This is a genomic window from Flavobacterium sp. RSSA_27 (assembly GCF_051547125.1).
Classification (GTDB): Bacteria; Bacteroidota; Bacteroidia; order Flavobacteriales; family Flavobacteriaceae; genus Flavobacterium.
The window spans coordinates 294,916-317,159 of the sequence record NZ_JBPTTN010000003.1 but is presented as its reverse complement, the minus strand read 5'-3'; the positions used below and the strand labels follow the sequence as shown (position 1 = coordinate 317,159).

Below are 22,244 nucleotides of genomic sequence, written 5' to 3'. Positions count from 1 at the left end.
TTTGGCATAATTATTCCTTTATTAGGGTTAAGGTTTTATAATCAGTTTGTCCATTGAAAAATTTATCTAACACCGCTTTAAAAATATTTTCTTGCGATGCATCAATTGCTGCGAATAATGTCATGCTTGATTTTAGCTTTAAGTCATCCGGTTTTCCAAACACTTTGGTTGCGTTATTCTCATTAAGGGCTAAAAGTTCTTTTGTAAGTAACTTTAATCTATCCCCTAAAATAGGATGATTTAAATAACATTTGGCTTCATCTAAGTTGTTGATGGCATAATATTTTGATGTCTCACTGAATCCCAATCCTTTGTATTGTGGGAATATAAACCACATCCAATGACTTCTTTTTCTTCCAGATTTTATTTCAGAAAGTGCTTGTTCGTATGCGTTTTCTTGTGCTTTAATAAATCTGTTGAGTTCTTGTTCCATTTCTTTCGAATACTTTTAATTAACTTCTTGGCACTACTGTGGATGTGGCGGATTAAGGAAGCCTAGACTTTTCGGTTAATTAATTCAAGTTGCTAGTTGATTGATTTACTTAATTGCAATCCGAATACAAACAATGTTAGCTTTATTAAAAATCCATCCAAAGTAACAGCATGTATGGTTCTTGGGAATAATTTTTTAATATCACTAATGGTTGTTTCTACTCTTTTTCTCATTTTTAATTTCTCCATTTTTTGTTCTAAAGTGTCAATTCTTTTAGAATTTGATTTTCGTTGAATTTTCAAAAAAAATACATTTTCTCTCAAAAGCAGTATCTTCTAAACCATAATCTAAATAGGCACTATCGCCATAAATAGAGGCTTCAACAGGTAATTTATCTATCATTTTTCCAAGAGCTTTTGCATCGGCTGTTTTTCCTGGTGTGAAATGAAAAGCAATTGGAATTCCATCTTTTGTCGTGACTAATTGCACTTTAACCCCATAAAAATAATTTCGCATACTTGCTGTATATCCTCTCCACTTCTTTTCCTTTACTATTTTACAATTTGCGATTCTCATATTATTGCATACAGCAACAGGGAAAGAATCAATGATATACTGCATTTCACAACAAAAATCTTTAAAATATGAACTTACAATCTCAAATAATTTATAAAGGATTTTCCCTATTTTATGAAGACGCCTATTAAATCTGCTTTTGTCTAACATATTGGGAATAAATCCATACTGCTTCATAAATTGAATAGCAGAACTATGATTCCCGTAAAAACTTGTTGAGGAAACAATTGCTGTTAGAATAATCTCGCTATCACTTACTTGTCTTCTTATATCATCTTTGTGCTCAATTCCTTGTAAAATATCATCGATTAAACAAAAAATTGAAATAATTTTGTCTTTGCAAAGCATCGGTTTTGTTTATTGGTCAGCAAAACAAATTTACTTAACCTTTGCTTTGTATTTTTAATACACTAACTAGCAACTTGAATTAATTAATAAAATAATCCAATCTTTTTTCTCCATAAAGTTATTTTCATTTTTTACACTTTATTTTCTTTTTAGCACGGTTCTCGTACAATTACCTACAACGTTTTGCGGATTGGCGATGGGCGTGTATTTTGCCACAAATGTTCAAGCGGAGAAGAAATATTGAACCCACTACAAAAAGAGTCTGCGGTGCATGAAACACCGCCTATTGCCAAACCGCTGTTAGGTATAGTTTTGTTTTAATATAATTGATATTTCCTCAATATATTTAATTGCATTTTTGACACCATTTTCTGTAGCCAGTACTTTACCTATCTCAATTGCTTTTTCTTTCTTATTAGGATCATTTGTGATTTTTCTAATTTCAGCTGCAATTTTCTCAGATGTAACAGTTTGTCTGCTTAGTACTTTACCTCCTATGCCAAGTTTTTTTAATTGATGGCCCCATAAAAATTGGTCTTGAATATGTGCTATAATTATTGAAGGTGTACCACACAAAGTTGCGGTTTGTGTAGTCCCTGCACCTCCATGATGAACTACCGCTTTACACTTTGGAAATACCCTTGTATAAGGAGCGGAATTAACTTTAAAAATTGATTTATCTTCAGGTATGTTTTTAACGTACTCCCATCTTGATTGAATAATGGCCCTGCAGCCGGCTAGTTTAGCTGCATCATACATTAGTTTTGTTGTTTCATTGATATAAAGAGCATTGTTTTCTGTACCGGTCATACTGCCAAGCGTGAAATAAACAGGCGGTTCGACATTATCCAGAAAAATTTCAAAATCTTTTGGTAGTTCCCATTTGCTTGCATAATCATCTAAGTTGAAGAAACCACATACTTTATTATTCTTACTCCAATCATCGGTAGGAGGTGATAAAACAGGACTTACTGCGATGAGATTTAATAGTGGTGATTCCCAAATTGTACGGAAAGTGTTGACTTCCTTTAAACCATGTGAAATTCTAAAAGTATTTATTTGGCCGAGTATTGCCTTGTTAATCATCTTTTCGGTCAGTTTCCACAACCAAGTATTAATGGTTTTACCCAAATTGGGGAAAGGCACTGGCGGATAATGTTTAGTGGGTATTGCACCATGGTTCAGTGAAACGGTAATATATGGCTTACCTGCTTTTTCACAAGCACACTGTAGCGGGTAATGTATAAAATGACCAATAATTAAATCATTTTCGGACACTAGTTGATTGGCTGTATCAAACATTGAATGAACACCTGGTAAAAACATTTTTTCAAAAATGAATTTTAACTGTACTAAAGGATTTTTTTCTTCAATCATTTTTTTGCCCAGCATATTTAATGTTTCTTCATTTTCACCGATATAATCAACAGTCCCTAATTTAAAGCCTAGTTTTTCTGCAAGTGCTTTGAAATCCTTTCTGTCTGAGCAAGTCACGGCAAGTGTTACATTATGTCCAGCCTTTGATAATCCCGAAGCGAGAGCTATAAAAGGGTTAATATCTCCTTCGCTTCCCCATGTTTGTATTCCAATTTTCATATTACTTTATAAAATTATGCCTAACGGTAAATTGTATGAGTAGTGGCAGATTGCGTGGTACTTTCCTGTCAAAACTCTATGCAGTTTGAACTGACTGCAAACCTTGAAAGTTAGCATATTTCCTGCCACTACTTATACAAAATGTTAGCGATTTGTTGTTTTATGTTTCAGTTAACTCTTCTGTTGACTTAAAACTCGGAGTTTTGATGTTCATCAAATCTTCTCTTATACTTTTAATATTTGTGATATTGAGAGCACCTTGTCTATCCGTTGAATAGGCTGCTCCTCTTATATCAATCCTTTTATTTGGTTCTAAATTAAACATGATGTTGCCCATTAATTCTAATTCTGTAGCATGGCATAAAAAGAATGAATGATATTGCGATTCTCCAAGAGGCACCCAGCCATCATAAAATAATATAACTTGATATGTATTTGAGCATTCAGGGGAAGAAGTTACTATGCCAACGACCTCAAACAAATTCTTATTATTAGATGAGTCTAATCTATTTTTTTCAAAATACTTAAAAGGATCTCTTTCATTTGAATGAGCACCTTTTACTCGAACTATATCACCTGTGTAAATCTTTTTATTAAAGTCATCTTTAAACCCAGTATCGTGACCAGCATATAATCCCTTAATCTCATAATAGTTAGGCTTTCTAAAAGGGGTATAAACCGTATTGGTAATTGTATTTTTCAGGTCTAATTCTTTATATCGAGGATTATCTGAAAGAATATAAACATCGTCCTTATCAAAAAAGAAGTATCCAAATTTCGCGTAATCAAATTCATTTAGTGAATTTATAAATCTTATATCTTTTCTTACAAAGTGTCTATTATTTTCAATGTGAACTTTGTTTAGATTTCTATTATTTAAAAAATACAAATTTGACGATACTGATATACTAAATTCTTCTTTGTTATAATTATTAAAACATTCATCACATAAATACATTTGATTTACATAGTGAGAATTCCAATGATACAACTTATCTCGAAACGAGACATTTTTTTGAGAACCGCATTGACTGCATGTAACATTTAGAGTGTCTTCAAATCTATCAAGTTTTTTTTTGAGGTCCGAAATAATATCATTATCGTACAAACTATCTTCCGATTTTTGAATCCAAAAATGTAAGCGAGAACTATAATGATTGTCGGTAAATCTCATCCCTAAGTGACAATTGTGTATTGTGTTGAGTTCATTCTCAAATACAATTAATTCATTCAAATAACCAGGACAAGCATCTTGAATATAATTGAAATCGTTATTAAATTTTAAATATCCAAATGAATACTCCAGCATATGATTTTCATGTTCATCTTTAATAGTCTTATTCAATTCGTTTAGTATATCTGGATCTTGTGTATTATTTAAGAAATCTACAAAAGATTTTGGAAGGTAAATGTGACCAGAGTTTAATGCTTTTGCAAATAATGGTGCAATTTGCTCGTCTTTAAATCCTGCAAAACCACAGCCAATTCGAGTTACATAATAGAATCTATCGCAATTCTTTATAGCGAAATCAATGAAGTCATTGACATATGGAATAATTGTCTCAATATCTCCATGCATGGTTGGAATTGCATATGTCTGGCCTTGCAAGCCTACACCTTTGCCATATATTGCACCAAATTTATCTAATGCTAACTTAGCTGCGCCACTATTATGATGACCTTCAAGATTGCTTCCAAAAACAAATATTTCATTAAATGATAATGATTCAATTCTGTTTGGAGTGAATTTTTTATGATTTGAAACTTCATTTAAATTTTTAGTAAAGTCCGTTTCAATTGAATTCAAGCTTATATTTAATTCATCGAGAGTTTTCTCACCATCATTTTTAATGTCTTCTTTAGAAAGTGTTTTTTTTCTGTTGAAAATATTGAATATTCCCATTACTGATTTATTTTCATTTTACAATAATCGCTAACGTTCCCGCGCTACACGCAGGCTGGGATTAAAGATGCGTATTCTTTCGGTTAAAAACAAATGCATCAAATACAAACTATCTTTAAATTAAGCCAATTGCCCAGCTTGCTTGTAGCGTGTGTTAGCGGTTCGGTTGTTTTTCCTTCAGAATAGCAAATAATTTTAAATCCTAGACTAAAAATCTCATTTTTTAATTACAGCTATATCTTTAGTTACTTATGAATTCTGAACCTGAAATATATTTAAAATCTCCCAAATAAATAATAGCAATAATGATTGCAATAAACCAAACAATAACAAATAATTTCACAAAATCAATTTCTTCTTTTTCTGAATAATAATTCTTGTATACTGGATTTTGTTTAAAAAAAAGAGGCAATAAATTCAAGATAAATCCAGAGAAAAAAATTATTTGACTAAAAGTTTTATTCTTTGTTTTATGTATTTGTGCTAAATTATAATCTAATAAATTCTCATTTTTATAAATCATTTCGTAAATATTATCTTTTAATACTTTGATTTTTAAAATTGTGTCTTTATGAATGTTGCTTTTGAAAGTTTCTAGTTTCAGATATTTATAATCAATTCCTTCTAACTTGTATTTAATATCTTCACTATAAATTTCTAACCAATTACTCGAATTTTTTCCTTTTGATTTTTTGAATTCTGGTTCGCTATCAAGTTTAATTTCAATTTCCTTTAATTGTCCTCTTTTTGGATGTGGTGTAGAAAAAAAAGAGAAAATAGACAAGAATAAAAAAATAAAAGCAAATATTGAAAATTTTTCCTTCTTTTCAGACCAAGTGTGTTCAGACCAAGATTTATTTTTTTTACTCATTTTTTTGTAATTAACTTCAGAGTTAATCTTTAAATCAAGATTTTTTTTAGTGTATTTATATGTGATTTTTATTCGGTTTTTCGCAACTGACCGCTAACGTTCCCGCGCTACACGCAGGCTGGGATTAAAGATGCGTATTCTTTCGGTTAAAAACAAATGTATCAAACACAAACTATTTTCAAATTAAGCCAATTGCCCAGCTTGCTTGTAGCGTGTGTTGGGCGTTCGTTTTTTTTCTTCGTCAAAATGGCAAATCGTCATCAATGTCAACTATTGGTTGTCTGTTAGGTTGATTTGCTTGTTGTCCGCCTTGATACCAACCTGATAATTGAAGATAGTAGCCACGAGGTGCTGTAATCTCCGAATTTTCTGGTGGAAATATTCTTGAAAGTGAAACACGTAAAATTGTTCCCGCTGGAATTGTTGCTAATGTGTCTTGATAACCAACGTAACTTATATTTCTGTAATTCGTCCCATTTGGATAACGAAAGCGAACTTTGTTGTTTTCAAATGAAACTCTAATGAGGTCTTTATCTGCAATCCAAAATCCAACACTTTTAATTGGCATTTGTCCAGCCAATGGGATGTATCCAGTTCCGCTGTTCGTCCAACTTAACAAACCTCCAAACAAATTATTTATGTGACCATTCCAATCAATAATATTTCTCTGAGTTAGAAAGTTGGGCATATTATCAACTCTGCGAACAAATGTCTTTGAAGAAATAATAACATCTTCAATGTGTGGAGGGTGGATGTTTATTCTGGCAGTAAATGTTAATTCATAAATATCACCCACTTCAAAATCCGTGTCTGTTGGCTGATTGTAATTGCCAGGGTTTAATAATCTAACATAGCGATTGTTTGATAGAACTAAACCACCAACACAAGCAGCACTTGACATATGGGTTTTTGAAACGATTAATACTTCCATTCTACAAGTGTGTGATTTTATAGTTAAAATTATTCATCAATTTGTCGGCTACAATTGAACGATGACAAGCTTCGGGATGTTCTTCTACACAAAACAATGCAATTCTACTTGCTCCAATTTGGTCAAGGCTTTCAAAAAATTTATCGAAGTCGAAATTTTTAAGAATTCGATTTTTATATTCAATTATGAATACTTTACCTAGCTCTTGTCTTTCTCTTTTAAGTTCTCCCTTTTCTTCATCAATTTCTTTTTGGAGTTCTCTGATTTCAGTTGTTGGTGCTAAATCAGGAACGTAGCCATATTTTATCTCTAAATCATTCAGTCTTTGTTGAAGTCTGTTGCTATTTACAAATGAATATTTTGCACCTCTAACACCTCTACGTTGTCTGATGTCGCAAAATGTGTCAATATTATTTTGAGTAAGTTTTTCAAAAAACTCCTTTTCCTTAGAGTTGTAAACTCCGATTGTAAAAAATTCCATATTTTATAAATAAGCTTTTCTTGATGTTGCGTTAATTGGATTTCCAAATAAGTCATATTCTGAAAGCCCTTTATTTAATTCATTTATTACTATTGATTGGTCTTTGAGTTTTCCTTTTTCGTCAATGTGTTTTAAAACAATGTTGTCTGTGATTAGAACTTTGCCGATTAATTTACTTCTATGGCATTCGCAAGGCTTACTTTCACTACACATTATTACAACATTAATGTCTTTATTGTAGGCGGTTTTTAGTCTGTCAATACCGTTTAGAAAAAACTCTTTCGTTTTTACTGCTTCATAATCAACCTTGCCCTCATTGTCGTAACAGGAAGTGTCTTTGGGTCTGCCACCAATAGTGTCACCCATAAAAACGTATTTAATTCCGTTCCGTTCCAAAAAGAATTTAAGGTCGTTTTGGTTGAACTGAGGATTAAATTTTGAATACGGTTGGGAACGAACATCAATGAGATATTCAATGCCAAAGTCTTTCAGTAAAGCGAGAAAATCTTCTGGCTTTCTGTTACCGTGTCCGATGGTATAAAGTGGCTTTTTTTCCATATTACAAAGTTACGAATTTTTGTCCTTGTTTGTTACTATGTTCATTGTCTGCACGGTCGCCCTAAAATGACGCCCAACGTCCCCGCGCTACAAGCAGTTTGGGACTAAATTAAGCCCATTCTTCGGATTTGCCAAATCTTCCAAATACAAACCAATTTTTCGATTAAGCCAAATCCCCAAATTGCTTGTAGCGTGTGTTAGGTGCTGGCCTTTTCTGTTTGATGCTGTATAATATTTCATTATCAAAAGCTAGCTATTTATAAATTCTAGTCTCAACAATTTTTTTTGAATTAATTCAGCTTTAGTTCTTCCCGATAAATTTGTCGAGAGAATATATTGATGTAATTCTTTAATTAATGTGTCGTCCGTAATGTCGTCGTTTACGTGTTTGATTTCAATTAACCATATTTTATAACTTTTGAAAACAACAGTAACTTTAAAATTTATATTTTTAAAGATTAGTCGTTCTTTCAGTGTATAAATAAATTTGTCTTGGTAGTTATTATAATATTCATAGCCAATTAAATCTATGTCCGCTTGTTTTGTCTTGTTATTTAAGGCTATTTTGCCAATTATAAAGTCCTTATTTGTAATGTGAAAGTTAAAATTTTTGTCCACGATATTTTTTGGTTATAAAATTGCGTTAGATTCTTGACTCTCTGTCAACCTTATACCTAACGTTGTAGTGCTGTTAGGTGCTGGTCTTATTTTGAAATTCAATGTTCTTGTTTAGCCCCAAAAACAACAATGTTTATCTTCTTCAATAATTTTCACAAACTCTTTTAGATTATTTACTTTTTCATTTGGTTTGTAAATATGCCATTTCATATCAGACTTAAACCAATATATTTTCCATTTGTTCACGGTTTTCGTAAATGTTGCTTTTGCTACATTAGATTCCATTTTTTTGCTTGGATTGTTCCAAACAGGACGAATTTCAAAAACAATAATGCTTTGACCTACTATTTTATAATTGATGTCTACTTTGTTTCTAACTTCCTCTGGTGGACGAGAATTTATTAAGTAGCCTTCCATTACTTCAATGATTTCAATTTCGTTTTCAAATCCTAACGCCATTATTTTTGGTTTTTAAGTTTCTACTTTGTAAAAGTATCATCTTAATTTATATTTTCGATTTATTTTCAGTTTTTGTTGCGCACCGATCGGCTAGCACCTAACGTTCCCGCGCTACACGCAGGCTGGGATTAAAGATGCGTAATCTTTCGGTTAAAAACAAATGAATCAAGTACAAACTATTTTCAAATTAAACCAATTGCCCAGCTTGCTTGTAGCGTGTGTTGGTGGCTGGTTGTTTTGTCGAAATTACGAATTTTCGCAAAGTTTTTACGCTTCTGTTTTTCGGTTAGTTGTTTTCAAGTTTTCGTTTCAATTCTGAGGAAATGCTTTTTTATAAAATTTGGAATTAATAAAATCATAATGATTAGTAAACAAAACAACAGCGAAAGCCATATTCTAAATGGATTAAAAATAGGAAATGAAAATATTCCAACCGATAAGATAGAAAATATTCGACTAAATGTTTTTCTGTTCAATATTGAAGTTAGCACGTTTTGAATAAAGACGATGATGAAAAAAGCGAGTATAATAAAAGGGAAAACAGTTCCTATAATTAGTTTTTGATTTGGAGTTATCGTTAAATAAACTAGAGCAAGAAGTAAAGAATAAAATACAGTTTGTACAATACTATTCAAAAAACCAAATGCCAATATTCTTTTCATATTTTAAACATTACAGATTATTTTCTGTTTAACATAAACTTATTCTTTTGTCTAAGTTCCAATTTTCACGCTTCCGTTTTCCAAGTTTCAACATTTTAAGTGTCTGTTGGTACGTTCCAATTTCCACGCTTCTGCTTTGAAAACATTCGGCGGGAACAACTGTTTATTTTCAAATTGGATTTGCCTGCGTAATTTCGGCGCAACTTGCCACCAACGTCCCCGCGCTACACGCAGGCTGGGACTAAAGATGCGGAATCTTTCGGTTAAAAACAAATGTATCAAACACAAACTATTTTCAAATTAAGCCAATTGCCCAGCTTGCTTGTAGCGTGTGTTGGTGGCAGTATTTTTATTAGTCACAATCTACGTGCAATCTATGTTGTCCGCAATTCACACACTGAAACAAGTAACCAACTAAACTTCCATCTTTTGATAAATATTTTTTAATCATTTCAGGTTCATACCCATTATTCTCAATATCATCATTTAATTCATCAAGTAATGGTTCAATAGTTTTAGTGTCAGCATAATCGATTAATTTGCAAGGTTCGTTACAATGAGTTAGCCAAGCTTCTTGTTGCCAACTTACATAACTCGGCGTACATTTACTCACTTCTAATAGTAGTTCTTTGTCAATATTTTCATAATTTTCAATTCCATCGTAATCGTTAAATACTCCATTAAACATTTCTGCAACTTTTCCATTTTCTATACACCACGGACAAATATAATCGGGTTTTTTTCTGCTATAAAATGAACCTGTATATTTTAAACTTCTATTTTCGTTACAACACGAACAAATTCCGTCAACTTTTTCAAAAACATTTAGTTGATATGCGTTTGGACTATATTTGAATTTCGGTAATTCCATAAAGTGAGAGAATTTTAAATTTTCTTATTTTACGATTCGGCGGTTATATTGCCACCAACGTTCTGGTACTACAGCGGGTTTGGGTTCTAAATTAAGATTTATTTTTCGGTTATCATTAAACATCCAAGTACAAAACCATTTTCCCATTAAGCCAATTGCCCAAATCCGTTGTAGTAGCTGTTAGTGGCTGGTTTTCTTGTCCGTCCGCTATTTCTAGTTACGATATTGTCGAAAGTTTGCATTTATCATTCTTGTTAGTTCGTTACCTAGTTTCTTTGCATTGTCTGCATTTTCTTTGTCCATTTGAAACTTCAATATTGGAGTTTCAGAATTATGGTCTTGAAGAAAATGAGTAACAACAATAAAGTCAGAACCTAAAGTCCCAACTCGTCTTATATTCATTACTTCTGTTTTCATTTTTACTTTTAGGTCACTACTCAAAGGAATTATTGATTGTTTAAGATTGTGTCGAAACGTAATTGTTCGGTCTGTGATTTGAAGTCTATCTGCTACTTGTCTTATTAAAGTCAAGATTGATAAAACCAAAAATAAAAGTCCTAATACAATTCCAATAAATTTTGTAGTTGTGTCAGATGTCTTAATGAATGGGGCAATGATTAGAAATAGTCCGCCAAACAAGAAGAAAATAACACTTAACGTTGATTTGTCTCCTAAGCGGAATTTGTGTTTTATTTCCACTAGTTTGTCGTCCGCTAAAATTTTCAAGCAGGCTTGGTTTGCAATTTTTAATATGTCATCATTAATTGTTGTCAATATTTATATCGTTTGATTTTCGTCGTCTAAACTTGCCACTAACGTTCTGGTACTACAGCGGGTTTGGGACTAAATTAAGCCCTATTTTCGGATTTGCCCAATCATCCCAAATACAAAATCAACTTTCCATTAAGCCAATTGCCCAAATCCGTTGTAGTAGCTGTTATACGGTGTTGATTTGAAGTCTAGTTATCAAGCAATATATTTAAGATATCATCTGTTTGTTTTCAATATCAATACCGTTATGTTCAATTTTTAGTATCCAATTGGCATACTTTGAGTATTCGATATAAACAGAATCATTTATATTTAAATCATTAAATACATTTTCTGTGACTTCGTATTTTTTTATAACTTTTGAATCAAGTGTAATAAAATATCTTACTCCGCGCTTCTGTCCATAATCTACATATTTATTAGTCACTGTTAATTCATCAATAATTTTAATTTGATTTTTAATATCAGTCTTCGTAGTAATAATTTTTTTTGATATAGAATAAATGAGCAATAATAAAAATGATATCAAACCAATGTTGATTGAGTTGTTTAAAATTGAATAAGGGGATTCTTGACTATTCCAAATCCAAAACCAAATAGAAACAAATGCAAAAAAAGCAACTATAAAAATTTTCGTATTTTTAACCTTGCTTTTTATTAAAACAACTTCGGCATTAATCATTTTAGTTTCCGTGGGATTCATTTTTAATTTTTTATTTTGAAACTTATTTAGTTTTAGTTCAATACCGTATAACGTCCCCGCGCTACACGCAGGCTGGGATTAAAGATGCGGAATCTTTCGGTTAAAAACAAATGTATCAAACACAAACTATCTTCAAATTAAGCCAATTGCCCAGCTTGCTTGTAGCGTGTGTTAGGCGATGTTTTTTTATATTTCCCAATTATTTTTCATAGCTTCCAATTTCGGAACTATGCAAGATTTAGTTTCGTCGTTTTCAGAAACAAAAAGTTTGATTTTATCATCTACTTTTTTCTCTGTCAATATTGAAAAATCTGTTGTTTTAGATTTTCCAAATATCTTTTGTCCGTTTGCACCTAAATAATAATAGTTGATTAGAATACTTTGCCCAATATTTGTTATTGGCAAACCTGAATCTGGCGTTAGTGAAATAATAGTTCCTTCTTTTACAATTCCATTTTTATATAAATTATAATCTCTCAAAGCAGGAATTAATCCTATAGCTGAAAAAATAGAACCGAGAACAAAAAAGGTAAATGGTAAAATGTAAAATAAATAAAATGGAAAAGTAAATGGTTCCAAATTTTGAATTTTTGTTTGATTTTCAAAAGTTTTAATCTTTATTTCACTTCCAATTTTCATTTCATTAGTTTTCTCTAAATCCATAGTTTGGAATTTGTCAGATTTAGTTACACCATTGTCTAAAAAATCATAGCTTATTTTTAATGGATGTTCTCCATTTATTGTAACATTATATACAGGTCTTAAATCAGTAATTTTTGCGTTTTTTTCAGTTCCATTTTGCTCAATTTTCTTAAAATCATATTTTTGATACGCTTCAACAAATGAGTTTGTCATAAATATAACGCTTGGAAGTAAAATAAAAATTGATGAAAAGACAAATACAATTCCTATGATTGAAAAAGGTCTTCTGTCTTTAATTAGTTTAATAAGGTTTGAAAAAGTAACTTCTCTTTTGTTCATTTTATTTTGGTTTAATTTTTACGTTTTTTTAGGCAAAATATCGCCTAACGTTCCCGCGCTACACGCAGGCTGGGATTAAAGATGCGTAATCTTTCGGTTAAAAACAAATGTATCAAATACAAACTATTTTCAAATTTAACCAATTGCCCAGCTTGCTTGTAGCGTGTGTTAGCAGTCGTTCTTATTAGTAATATTTGTAGTCGACTCCATTGTCTTCTCCGTCATTTTTCAATTTCATTTCTTTAAAAACCTTAATTATTTTGTCTCCTTTATCTGAGCAAAAATGTGGAAAATTTATATTTTTCGATTGTCTACTTCCTCCACATTCTGCACAAAACTCATAAAAGTCAACGATTTTATTATGTTTGTAAAATAAGATTAGATGTCTTGGAGTGTAACAATCAGCAACTGAACATTCTTTATCTGTCGAAAGTAAAATTCCTGCTATTTTTTTTGAAAAGTATTTGTCTAAAAGGATATTATCAATAACTTCTATGTTAGGTATATTAATAGTGTCTTTTTCTATTTTTAATTCATTTTTTGGTGTGTAAACATTTCTGTGTTTGTTATAAGAGATAAGTCTGATTATGTCATATTTTTTTAAAAATTTAGAAGTTTCATTCTCTGTTTTATTATATAAAATTTCAGAACTTTTCTCCTCTTTTTTATTGCAAGAAAGAAAAGATACAGACAATAAAATAAAATATAACATTTGTTTTTTCATAATATTTTTTTGATTTCAGATTCTCTCAGAATGACTGCTAACGTTCCCGCGCTACACGCAGGCTGGGATTAAAGATGCGTAATCTTTCGGTTAAAAACAAATGTATCAAATACAAACTATTTTCAAATTTAACCAATTGCCCAGCTTGCTTGTAGCGTGTGTTAGCAGTCGTTCTTATTAGTAATATTTGTAGTCGACTCCATTGTCTTCTCCGTCATTTTTCAATTTCATTTCTTTAAAAACCTTAATTATTTTGTCTCCTTTATCTGAGCAAAAATGTGGAAAATTTATATTTTTCGATTGTCTACTTCCTCCACATTCTGCACAAAACTCATAAAAGTCAACGATTTTATTATGTTTGTAAAATAAGATTAGATGTCTTGGAGTGTAACAATCAGCAACTGAACATTCTTTATCTGTCGAAAGTAAAATTCCTGCTATTTTTTTTGAAAAGTATTTGTCTAAAAGGATATTATCAATAACTTCTATGTTAGGTATATTAATAGTGTCTTTTTCTATTTTTAATTCATTTTTTGGTGTGTAAACATTTCTGTGTTTGTTATAAGAGATAAGTCTGATTATGTCATATTTTTTTAAAAATTTAGAAGTTTCATTCTCTGTTTTATTATATAAAATTTCAGAACTTTTCTCCTCTTTTTTATTGCAAGAAAGAAAAGATACAGACAATAAAATAAAATATAACATTTGTTTTTTCATAATATTTTTTTGATTTCAGATTCTCTCAGAATGACTGCTAACGTCCCCGCGCTACACGCAGGCTGGGATTAAAGATGCGTATTCTTTCGGTTAAAAACAAATGTATCAAATACAAACTATTTTCAAATTAAACCAATTGCCCAGCTTGCTTGTAGCGTGTGTTGTATGCTGTAATTATTCTTTCCACTTGACATAATTAGTTATTCCGTTTTCGTCCCAATCAATTTTCAAAGTGTCTTTTGTAGCGTTTTTAATTATTCCAACACTAATAAAGTCTTTATAGTAAACTTTAATTGTGTCTTTGTTTATGAGGTAAGGCATATCTCCATTTCCATCATAATCTACAACATAAAATGATTTCTTTGTCAATTGGAAGTCAGCGTGCGGACCTTCTGGGTCATATGTCCAAATTCCAAAAAGTAATTTTGAATCAAATTTCGGGTTGATTATTTTACTCTGTTTCGGCTGTTCAATATTTTGAACATTTTCAATATCTGTATTCTTTTCAGAAACGGTTTCTACAATTCTATTTTCCGTTTTGTCTATTGTTGATTTCTCAATATTTGCTTTTTTGGTGCTTTCTTTTTTTGTGCAAGAAATTATAATTAAGACAAAAATAAATAATAAGTATTTTTTCATCGTTCTGTTCTTCTATTATAGCATACAACGTTCTGGTACTACAGCGGGTTTGGGTTCTAAATTAAGATTTATTTTTCGGTTATCACTAAACTGCCAAGTACAAATCCATTTTCCCATTAAGCCAATTGCCCAAATCCGTTGTAGTAGCTGTTAGCAGCAGGCATTAGATATATTATTCTAATTTATTCAGTACAGAATCATAGTATTTCTTTATTCTTTTGAATCTTAAAAAATTTACTGTCAAACATATCAATCCCAAAACAATAGAAAATTTGATAATATTTTCAGGTAACATATCTTTTTTATCGCCAACAATCAAAATCAGTAAAATAGCAACAAATGGGAAAAATGATAAACTTAAATTAATGCTTTTGTTTCTTATGAAAATATCGGCAGGTAAATTTGACATTGCAGTTATAAAACTTGCAGCAAATATTCCAGATGATACATAAGAAATCATATACCAAAACGTATCTTGATTTGGAGAAGCAATAATTAAAAAGATTGAACTTACAATGAATGTTATTGCAAAAAATAATATGAAGTTAAGACCAAACTCTTTGATAACGAATTTCAATTTATTTTCTAGACTTGATTTTTGGTTGTTCATTTATAACTATATTTTTATGTAACTTACGAGTTGTTTTTGTCTAAAATTACTTTAGATTTTGAATGTGTGTTATGCTTGCTGCTAACGTTCTGGCACTACAGCGGGTTTGGGATTAAATTAAGCCTATTCTTCGGATTTGCCAAATCTACAAAATACAAAACCATTTTTCCATTAAGCCAAATGCCCAAATCCGTTGTAGTGGCTGTTACAGGCTGGTTGTTTTTGTCGAAATTATGAATTTAACCGCAAACTTTTCACGCTTCTGTTTGCACATTTCAACTTTCAATTTTCAATTTTTCGGTCTTACTTTTCTTTTTGGTAATTACGGCATCTGAAAAATAAATAACCCAAAAGAACAACTATAACTATTAAAAGTAATCTTATCAATGTCATTTGTTTTTCTAAAATTTCATAATTATTAATGACTGACCTTAATTTATTTTGGGTTTTTACTTGTCTCAATTTACTTATATCTAAATTGAGTTCTAAAATGGCTAATTTAAAATAGGTTTTCCAATTTAATTCATTCAAATATGGATCAGTTTTTGGTAAAGGAGGAGGAGGTATGTCTATAAACGGTCTTTCAAAACTTCTTGAATTACCACAACCGCTAACATAAAAATCATTTTTATCACTTTTATTTAAATATAAAAGCCATGTTTCTCCTAAATCTGGATAGATACTGTTATGACCTATGTATGAACGGATTTTCTTGAAATTTTCACCTTTATAAACTTCTAGTACTTTAATTTCAAAATAACTATCATTAACATAAGTGATTTTTCCTAAAAGAATACAGTCAGAATTATTATACTCTTTTTCTTTTGAAATAGTTTTGCAATCATTTGAATATGAATTAATAGCAAATAAAGCCAATATGAAAATTAATAATTGTTTCACTTTATAGTTTTAAATTTATACTTTAGGTTTTCACGTTTCTGTTAGCAAGTTCTAACTTTCACGCTTCTACTTAGAAATTTTCAACGTAAACAAATGTATCTTTTCGGATTATGATATTCTGCGTAATTTCGGCGCAACTTGCCTGTAACGTCCCCGCGCTACACGCAGGCTGGGATTAAAGATGCGTAATTTTTCGGTTAAAAACAAATGTATCAAACACAAACTATTTTCAAATTAAGCCAATTGCCCAGCTTGCTTGTAGCGTGTGTTGGTGGCTGGTTGTTTTGTCGAAATTACGAATTATCGCAAATTTTTCACGCTTCTGTTTTCACTTTATATTTTAACTTGTCTTATTCTAAGAAAGTGATATCTTCTTCATCTTCTTGATACTTTTCATATTCATCATCATCTTTAGCATCAATTTCTTCAACATAGCCATAAGACTTTCTAATTCGGTCTTGAATAAATATTGTAATAATTAAGATGAAAGTAAGAAATAATGAAACCATTATAAGTCCAACTAATGGTAATCCACAAAAATTACTGTTTTTTTGAAGGTTAGATAGAATTATGTTATGCTCCAAAATGGTTGTAAGGATTTGGCCTAAAAAACTAATCAAGCAAACTGTTCCAAAGCTTAATTTAATATCTCCACCTATAGCTTTTCTGCCAAAAATAATTTGAAATAATAATGGCAAAAAAATTAAAATTATGCTCATTCTTTGATTTTTAGTATTGTTAATTTCTGCTTTTTAGGTTTGCTTCGCCTGTTCGCTTTTGTTCGAGTCTGTTGGTAGATTCCAATTTTCACGCTTCCGTTTTCCAAGTTTCAACTTTTTAAGTTTCTGTTGGTACGTTCCAATTTTCACGCTTCTGCTTTGAAAACATTCGGCGGAAACAACTGTTTATTTTCAAATTGGATTTGCCTGCGTAATTTCGGCGCAACTTGCCACCAACGTTCCCGCGCTACAAGCAGTTTGGGACTAAATTAAGCTCATTATTCGGATTTGCCAAATCTTCCAAATACAAACCGATTTTTCCATTAAGCCTAATACCCAAATTGCTTGTAGCGTGTGTTGGGTGCGGTTTTTTTATTTCTGTTTGGTTTAATCGGTTTACATTTTTATTTCGTTGGGTTAGTTTTTCAAGCTTCAACTATTGAATTTTAAATTTATGTCTAATTTATTTTGTCAAACCAATTTCAATTAATTATTAAATCCAAGAAGCCTGGGGAACGAGGACCTTCATCTGAAAAGAGTTTTTTCATTTGGTCCTTTCTGCACTTTAAAATTAATGTATCTCCGGAATAAATTTCCATTTCTTTAATGTCATAAAAATCAGGTTTGACATGCATACTTCCATCGAGATCATATGATTCTGAAGAGTCAATTATGACTTCATAGTCTTTTGGGTTTTGTTTGTCAAACATTAAACCCTTTTCTAAATATTCTTTACGTTTTTTATCAACCGCATCATTATCTATTTTTATTTTAACCGTAATTTTATTTTTCGAATTATTTACAATCGACGCGATATAAAATTTTTCGCAAGATATTAGTAAAAATAAAGTAAATATTAAAATGACATTTTTGTAAATATTCATAGTGTTGTTTTTTCGGTTTTCTTCGTTAAAATCTCACCCAACGTTCCCGCGCTACACGCAGGCTGGGATTAAAGATGCGGAATCTTTCGGTTAAAAACAAATGTATCAAACACAAACTATTTTCAAATTAAGCCAATTGCCCAGCTTGCTTGTAGCGTGTGTTATAGGGCGGTTGTTTAGTCGAAATTACTATTAAACCGCAAATTTTTCACGCTTCTGTTGGCCAGTTCAAGCTTTCACACTTTTTCCCGTTAGAGTAGGAGAGCCCCAATTTTAGGTTTGCTTCTCCTGTTCACTTTCTTTAAAGTCTGCTTTTCAAGTTTCTCTTGGCAAGTTCCACTTTTCACGCTTCTGCTTTTACGCTTCTATTGGCAAAGTTCGATTTTCACACATCAGTTTTTCGTTTGCTTGTCGTTAGAATCCGATTTTCCAACGTTTGTTAGCGCTTCCAATTTTCACGCTTCTGCTTTGAAAACATTCGGCGGAAACAACTGTTAATTTTCAAATTGGATTCGTCTGCGTAATTTCGGCTCAACTGCCCTATAACGTTCTGGTACTACAGCGGGTTTGGGTTCTAAATTAAGATTTATTTTTCGGTTATCACTAAACTGCCAAATACAAAACCATTTTTCCATTAAGCCAATTGCCCAAATCCGTTGTAGTAGCTGTTATAGCCAGTTTTTTTAATCGTTATTTCTGCCGTCATAAATGCTGGGATTCAAAACCTTTTCTAAATCGCCAATTTTGAATAGATGTTCGATAGTCTGCTGAATACACTCCCTTGTTAGCTCCTTTACAAATAAGTCTGGAGGAATTTGATAAAGTCCGCTTAAATTCTGTCCTGATTTCTTGTCTTCTTCAATTGCTGTTTTTAAAAACTTATAAGTCCAAACATTAATTCCATAATGTCGTCCGTCTTCCAAGTCAACGTGAATATTGCAAAATTGATTTTCAATGTCCCAATTATTCGGGTCAACTTCTTCAAACTCTAGCCACAGCTTAAAATTAATTTTTTGTCGCTTGCTTATTCATAGATTTTTGCACCTTTTAAAATGTCCGCAAATATTGACCAGTCTGCTTTGTCAGCATTTGCATTTAGCTTCATATTGTCGTAATAGCCTTGAATATCTTCGGTATATGCACTCAGTGCTTCCAAAAAGTCAGGCAAAGTTTTGTTTTCCCAACTTTCAGGATTGTTCAAAAAGTCCTTGCGTAATAAATCAAGAAACTTAATGAAAGTTTGTCTGTCCGTTACTTTAAAGTCGTTAAGTGTGTCGTTCATAAAATTGGCTATAACGTTCCCGCGCTACACGCAGGCTGGGATTAAAGATGCGGAATCTTTCGGTTAAAAACAAATGTTTTAAATATAAACTATTTTCAAATTAAGCCAATTGCCCAGCTTGCTTGTAGCGTGTGTTATAGGGCGGTTGTTTAGTCGAAATTACTATTAAACCACAAATTTTTCACGCTTCTGTTGGCCAATTCTAGCTTTCACACTTTTTCCCGTTAGAGTAGGAGAGCCCCAATTTTAGGTTTGCTTCTCCTGTTCACTTTCTTTAAAGTCTGCTTTTCAAGTTTCTCTTGGCAAGTTCCACTTTTCACGCTTCTGTTTTTCACGCTTCTGTTGGCAAAGTTCGATTTTCACACATCAGTTTTTCGTTTGCTTGTCGTTAGAATCCGATTTTCCAACGTTTGTTAGCGCTTCCAATTTTCACGTTTCTGCTTTGAAAACATTCGGCGGAAACAACTGTTAATTTTCAAATTGGATTTGTCTGCGTAATTTCGGCTCAACTGCCCTATAACGTTCTGGCACTACAGCGGGTTTGGGTTCTAAATTAAGATTTATTTTTCGGTTGTCACTAAACATCCAAGTACAAAACCATTTTCCCATTAAGCCCAATGCCCAAATCCGTTGTAGTAGCTGTTATAGCCAGTTTTTATTTCTCCGAGTAAAGTAGTCCCCATTTTCCTATTTGCATTGTCTTGTTAAATGTTTGTCCAACTTGATATGGTTCTTGAACTTTTAGGTCTATTATTCTGTCAAGTTGTTGGTCTTGAATTTTAATATAATGTTTTGTTCGTCCCTTGCTTGTCAAAGTATAGTAGTCAACAATTTTTGCGTTTAGATTTATTGTCTTGCTGTCTCCAATATATGCGTTGGTCAAAATTATCATTGAAAGCGTTGTCCCGATAAGAATTCCGGTCATTGCTAAAGTCAAAATGAATATTCTGAAAATTGTCCGAAGTTGTGTCCATATTTTTGATTTATATTCCTTTTTCTCGTGTTGTCTAATAAACCTTAAATAAATGAAGTAACAACTCGGTGTCATAGCAACGAGAATTGGTAAAGCGAAATATTTCATTGTCCAAATTGTCGCAATGTCAACCTCAATAAAGTCAAACGAGGTAGATGATAGAACAATTGTCAGAATACAAAGTCCGTGTATAGAAAAGAAAATGATTTGAAATTGTCGTGTCGTCATTGGTTACTTTGGTCGTTCTAAAATTGGCTATAACGTTCCCGCGCTACACGCAGGCTGGGATTAAAGATGCGGAATCTTTCGGTTAAAAACAAATGTATCAAACACAAACTATCTTCAAATTAAGCCAATTGCCCAGCTTGCTTGTAGCGTGTGTTAGCGGTTGTGCTTACTACCACTTCTGATTTATATTTTTATTCCACAATTTTTTCGCGTAGTCTTTATAATAGTTTGGAGCTTCATTGAATGCTTTATCAAAAGTGTAATTTCCACCATAAAATTCATTATCTGAAACTTTTACACGATTTTGACCACGCATTGCTAGTTTCAGTTTGTCTTGGTACATAATAATTTTCATTTCGCACGGACTTACATCGCCGTGGCAAACGATTTTGTACATTATCCAAATTTCTCCTATTCCGTCATTGTTTAAGTCCGTAACATTCAACGTGTTTTTTAAAAAACTAGCTTCGATATCAACTGGACAATCCTTTATGAAATCGTATATTTTCCAATTCTGTTTAATAACCTTTTTGGAACGAATGTAATGATATGCGTAAATTTCAGAATCCCGACCATCATTTTCGGAGTGTTTAGTTTTAAATTCTCCTGTTTCACAAGTCAAGACAAAGTTTTCGCCTAGTTTGTCATTCCAAGTTATTGCGCTATTGACTTTTCCATTATATTTAATTTCTTTCGGAATTTTGTTAATATCGATTTTAGTTACTACAATTTTATTCTGTCCGATTATTTTTAAAGTACAAAAAACTAGAAAGAAGATAAGTTTTGTTTTATTCGATATTTTCATAAAGTTCTTGGTTTTGCAGCATAACCGCTAACGTTCCCGCGCTACACGCAGGCTGGGATTAAAGATGCGTAATCTTTCGGTTAAAAACAAATGTATCAAACACAAACTATCTTCAAATTAAACCCATTGCCCAGCTTGCTTGTAGCGTGTGTTGGCGGTAGTTATTTGTTCACTGAACGACCTCTATAAAGAATTAATAATTTATTCAATATTTTCATATTGGTATTATAGTCATCTATCTTTAGATATTCTTTTCCATTAGGATAATCATATACTAAATAATAATGTGTATTTTTTCCAAAACCATCACGAATTACTTCTTCGTTTTTGATGTTTTCCCAATTATAAAATTTAGTATTTACAGTTTCGATACCTTTATCGTTCAAAATAATTTGTGGAGTTGTATTAAAAGCCTCTTTAAATTCTTTATAGCATAAATATATACCTAACACTAAAATTAGTATTCCAAAAATTATATTATTTGAATCAGATGTTAAATATATTCCAATAGCAATTCCGCAAAAACCCAATAAAGTTTGAAAAAGATTTTTTATTTTAGAATAGTAAATAATAGTTTGCTCAGAAATAGATGGGTCATTTTGAAAAATGTCATCTTTGTCAAATTTTGATTTAAGTAATTCCCATTCTTTGTGGTCGTTTTGACTTTTAATTTCAAACTTTTCATAAATACTATTATCAGCACCAATTAATCTTTCTTGAATTGCTCTTTTTTTTAATTCATGTACATTTCTAACATTTTTAAAAGCCCAAATGCGCCATTTTGTAATTGTTATACACCAATAAAGACAAGCTAAAAAAAAGGGAAGAATATAAGTGATTGGAATAATTGTCCAACCAGTAATTATATTTTGTGATTGTAGAATTATACCAATTATAAGGGAGGTAAATAAAATTGTTTTTGCGGGATAATCAATTAACCATTTTCCTCTTTTTATTGCAATCTCAACTGTTGTATTTTCGCTCATGTTTCTGTTTTATAA

Annotated in this window: 23 protein-coding genes and 1 pseudogene; all 24 read right to left on the bottom strand. The window is 31.5% G+C overall.

The genetic code is table 11. The features are described from left to right. Positions 1–10 precede the first annotated feature (10 nt). Positions 11–433: a DUF1810 domain-containing protein gene (locus tag ACSVH5_RS06330; protein ID WP_438060604.1), complete on the bottom strand. Its 423-nt coding sequence runs from the start codon at positions 431–433 to the stop codon at positions 11–13. Positions 434–525: 92 nt separating this feature from the next. Then, a pseudogene (locus tag ACSVH5_RS06325) lies at positions 526–1,357 on the bottom strand (IS982 family transposase). Between the two features lie 300 nt (positions 1,358–1,657). Beyond that, a complete protein-coding gene (locus ACSVH5_RS06320) occupies positions 1,658–2,953 on the bottom strand; it encodes a glycosyltransferase (RefSeq protein WP_438060603.1) in 1,296 nt (431 codons plus the stop codon). A gap of 160 nt (positions 2,954–3,113) precedes the next feature. After that, on the bottom strand, positions 3,114–4,856 hold the full coding sequence (locus ACSVH5_RS06315) for an A1S_2505 family phage non-structural protein (RefSeq protein ID WP_438060602.1): 1,743 nt from the start codon (positions 4,854–4,856) through the stop codon (positions 3,114–3,116). A gap of 241 nt (positions 4,857–5,097) precedes the next feature. Beyond that, on the bottom strand, positions 5,098–5,727 hold the full coding sequence (locus ACSVH5_RS06310) for a hypothetical protein (RefSeq protein WP_438060601.1): 630 nt from the start codon (positions 5,725–5,727) through the stop codon (positions 5,098–5,100). 241 nt (positions 5,728–5,968) lie between these two features. After that, positions 5,969–6,658: a dual OB domain-containing protein gene (locus tag ACSVH5_RS06305; RefSeq protein ID WP_438060600.1), complete on the bottom strand. Its 690-nt coding sequence runs from the start codon at positions 6,656–6,658 to the stop codon at positions 5,969–5,971. 1 nt (position 6,659) lies between these two features. Next, a complete protein-coding gene (locus ACSVH5_RS06300) occupies positions 6,660–7,139 on the bottom strand; it encodes a DUF488 family protein (protein ID WP_438060599.1) in 480 nt (159 codons plus the stop codon). 3 nt (positions 7,140–7,142) lie between these two features. Further along, complete coding sequence (locus ACSVH5_RS06295) at positions 7,143–7,697, bottom strand: DUF488 domain-containing protein (RefSeq protein WP_438060598.1); 555 nt, start codon at positions 7,695–7,697, stop codon at positions 7,143–7,145. A gap of 729 nt (positions 7,698–8,426) precedes the next feature. Then, positions 8,427–8,774 carry a DUF3024 domain-containing protein gene (locus ACSVH5_RS06290; protein WP_438060597.1) on the bottom strand — a complete coding sequence of 116 codons (348 nt, stop codon included), beginning with the start codon at positions 8,772–8,774 and terminating at the stop codon, positions 8,427–8,429. 1,014 nt (positions 8,775–9,788) lie between these two features. Then, positions 9,789–10,307, bottom strand: coding sequence for a CbrC family protein (locus tag ACSVH5_RS06285; protein ID WP_438060596.1), 519 nt, complete (start codon positions 10,305–10,307; stop codon positions 9,789–9,791). A 213-nt stretch (positions 10,308–10,520) separates the two neighbouring features. Next, the gene (locus tag ACSVH5_RS06280; protein ID WP_438060595.1) at positions 10,521–11,081 is read right to left on the bottom strand and encodes a hypothetical protein; all 561 of its coding nucleotides are present in this window, start codon (positions 11,079–11,081) and stop codon (positions 10,521–10,523) included. 205 nt (positions 11,082–11,286) lie between these two features. After that, a complete protein-coding gene (locus ACSVH5_RS06275) occupies positions 11,287–11,781 on the bottom strand; it encodes a hypothetical protein (protein WP_438060594.1) in 495 nt (164 codons plus the stop codon). A gap of 186 nt (positions 11,782–11,967) precedes the next feature. Further along, the gene (locus ACSVH5_RS06270) at positions 11,968–12,762 is read right to left on the bottom strand and encodes a hypothetical protein (protein WP_438060593.1); all 795 of its coding nucleotides are present in this window, start codon (positions 12,760–12,762) and stop codon (positions 11,968–11,970) included. 184 nt (positions 12,763–12,946) lie between these two features. Next, positions 12,947–13,486, bottom strand: a complete 540-nt coding sequence (locus ACSVH5_RS06265) for a hypothetical protein (protein ID WP_438060592.1) — start codon at positions 13,484–13,486, stop codon at positions 12,947–12,949. A 177-nt stretch (positions 13,487–13,663) separates the two neighbouring features. Next, positions 13,664–14,203: a hypothetical protein gene (locus tag ACSVH5_RS06260; protein ID WP_438060592.1), complete on the bottom strand. Its 540-nt coding sequence runs from the start codon at positions 14,201–14,203 to the stop codon at positions 13,664–13,666. Positions 14,204–14,377: 174 nt separating this feature from the next. Then, the gene (locus ACSVH5_RS06255; RefSeq protein ID WP_438060591.1) at positions 14,378–14,842 is read right to left on the bottom strand and encodes a hypothetical protein; all 465 of its coding nucleotides are present in this window, start codon (positions 14,840–14,842) and stop codon (positions 14,378–14,380) included. Positions 14,843–15,014: 172 nt separating this feature from the next. Beyond that, entirely contained in the window at positions 15,015–15,452 is a 438-nt protein-coding gene (locus ACSVH5_RS06250) for a hypothetical protein (protein WP_438060590.1), read from the bottom strand. Positions 15,453–15,755: 303 nt separating this feature from the next. Next, positions 15,756–16,352 (bottom strand): hypothetical protein, encoded by a 597-nt coding sequence (locus tag ACSVH5_RS06245; protein ID WP_438060589.1) that lies wholly within the window; start codon positions 16,350–16,352, stop codon positions 15,756–15,758. A 350-nt stretch (positions 16,353–16,702) separates the two neighbouring features. Continuing rightward, entirely contained in the window at positions 16,703–17,071 is a 369-nt protein-coding gene (locus ACSVH5_RS06240; RefSeq protein ID WP_438060588.1) for a hypothetical protein, read from the bottom strand. Positions 17,072–17,553: 482 nt separating this feature from the next. Beyond that, on the bottom strand, positions 17,554–17,955 hold the full coding sequence (locus ACSVH5_RS06235) for a hypothetical protein (protein WP_438060587.1): 402 nt from the start codon (positions 17,953–17,955) through the stop codon (positions 17,554–17,556). Between the two features lie 683 nt (positions 17,956–18,638). Then, positions 18,639–18,878 (bottom strand): hypothetical protein, encoded by a 240-nt coding sequence (locus tag ACSVH5_RS06230; protein ID WP_438060586.1) that lies wholly within the window; start codon positions 18,876–18,878, stop codon positions 18,639–18,641. Between the two features lie 101 nt (positions 18,879–18,979). Beyond that, positions 18,980–19,237, bottom strand: a complete 258-nt coding sequence (locus ACSVH5_RS06225) for a DUF7660 family protein (RefSeq protein WP_438060585.1) — start codon at positions 19,235–19,237, stop codon at positions 18,980–18,982. A 1,370-nt stretch (positions 19,238–20,607) separates the two neighbouring features. Further along, entirely contained in the window at positions 20,608–21,243 is a 636-nt protein-coding gene (locus ACSVH5_RS06220; protein ID WP_438060584.1) for a M949_RS01915 family surface polysaccharide biosynthesis protein, read from the bottom strand. Positions 21,244–21,404: 161 nt separating this feature from the next. Then, complete coding sequence (locus ACSVH5_RS06215; RefSeq protein ID WP_438060583.1) at positions 21,405–22,229, bottom strand: hypothetical protein; 825 nt, start codon at positions 22,227–22,229, stop codon at positions 21,405–21,407. Positions 22,230–22,244 lie beyond the last annotated feature (15 nt).

Bases quoted from the DNA above. Each gene is read 5' to 3' on its own strand.
- ACSVH5_RS06330 (WP_438060604.1), bottom strand. From the start codon at position 433: ATGGAACAAGAACTCAACAGATTTATTAAAGCACAAGAAAACGCATAC.
- ACSVH5_RS06320 (WP_438060603.1), bottom strand. From the start codon at position 2,953: ATGAAAATTGGAATACAAACATGGGGAAGCGAAGGAGATATTAACCCT.
- ACSVH5_RS06315 (WP_438060602.1), bottom strand. From the start codon at position 4,856: ATGGGAATATTCAATATTTTCAACAGAAAAAAAACACTTTCTAAAGAA.
- ACSVH5_RS06310 (WP_438060601.1), bottom strand. From the start codon at position 5,727: ATGAGTAAAAAAAATAAATCTTGGTCTGAACACACTTGGTCTGAAAAG.
- ACSVH5_RS06305 (WP_438060600.1), bottom strand. From the start codon at position 6,658: ATGGAAGTATTAATCGTTTCAAAAACCCATATGTCAAGTGCTGCTTGT.
- ACSVH5_RS06300 (WP_438060599.1), bottom strand. From the start codon at position 7,139: ATGGAATTTTTTACAATCGGAGTTTACAACTCTAAGGAAAAGGAGTTT.
- ACSVH5_RS06295 (WP_438060598.1), bottom strand. From the start codon at position 7,697: ATGGAAAAAAAGCCACTTTATACCATCGGACACGGTAACAGAAAGCCA.
- ACSVH5_RS06290 (WP_438060597.1), bottom strand. From the start codon at position 8,774: ATGGCGTTAGGATTTGAAAACGAAATTGAAATCATTGAAGTAATGGAA.
- ACSVH5_RS06285 (WP_438060596.1), bottom strand. From the start codon at position 10,307: ATGGAATTACCGAAATTCAAATATAGTCCAAACGCATATCAACTAAAT.
- ACSVH5_RS06275 (WP_438060594.1), bottom strand. From the start codon at position 11,781: ATGAATCCCACGGAAACTAAAATGATTAATGCCGAAGTTGTTTTAATA.
- ACSVH5_RS06270 (WP_438060593.1), bottom strand. From the start codon at position 12,762: ATGAACAAAAGAGAAGTTACTTTTTCAAACCTTATTAAACTAATTAAA.
- ACSVH5_RS06265 (WP_438060592.1), bottom strand. From the start codon at position 13,486: ATGAAAAAACAAATGTTATATTTTATTTTATTGTCTGTATCTTTTCTT.
- ACSVH5_RS06260 (WP_438060592.1), bottom strand. From the start codon at position 14,203: ATGAAAAAACAAATGTTATATTTTATTTTATTGTCTGTATCTTTTCTT.
- ACSVH5_RS06255 (WP_438060591.1), bottom strand. From the start codon at position 14,842: ATGAAAAAATACTTATTATTTATTTTTGTCTTAATTATAATTTCTTGC.
- ACSVH5_RS06250 (WP_438060590.1), bottom strand. From the start codon at position 15,452: ATGAACAACCAAAAATCAAGTCTAGAAAATAAATTGAAATTCGTTATC.
- ACSVH5_RS06240 (WP_438060588.1), bottom strand. From the start codon at position 17,071: ATGAGCATAATTTTAATTTTTTTGCCATTATTATTTCAAATTATTTTT.
- ACSVH5_RS06235 (WP_438060587.1), bottom strand. From the start codon at position 17,955: ATGAATATTTACAAAAATGTCATTTTAATATTTACTTTATTTTTACTA.
- ACSVH5_RS06225 (WP_438060585.1), bottom strand. From the start codon at position 19,237: ATGAACGACACACTTAACGACTTTAAAGTAACGGACAGACAAACTTTC.
- ACSVH5_RS06220 (WP_438060584.1), bottom strand. From the start codon at position 21,243: ATGAAAATATCGAATAAAACAAAACTTATCTTCTTTCTAGTTTTTTGT.
- ACSVH5_RS06215 (WP_438060583.1), bottom strand. From the start codon at position 22,229: ATGAGCGAAAATACAACAGTTGAGATTGCAATAAAAAGAGGAAAATGG.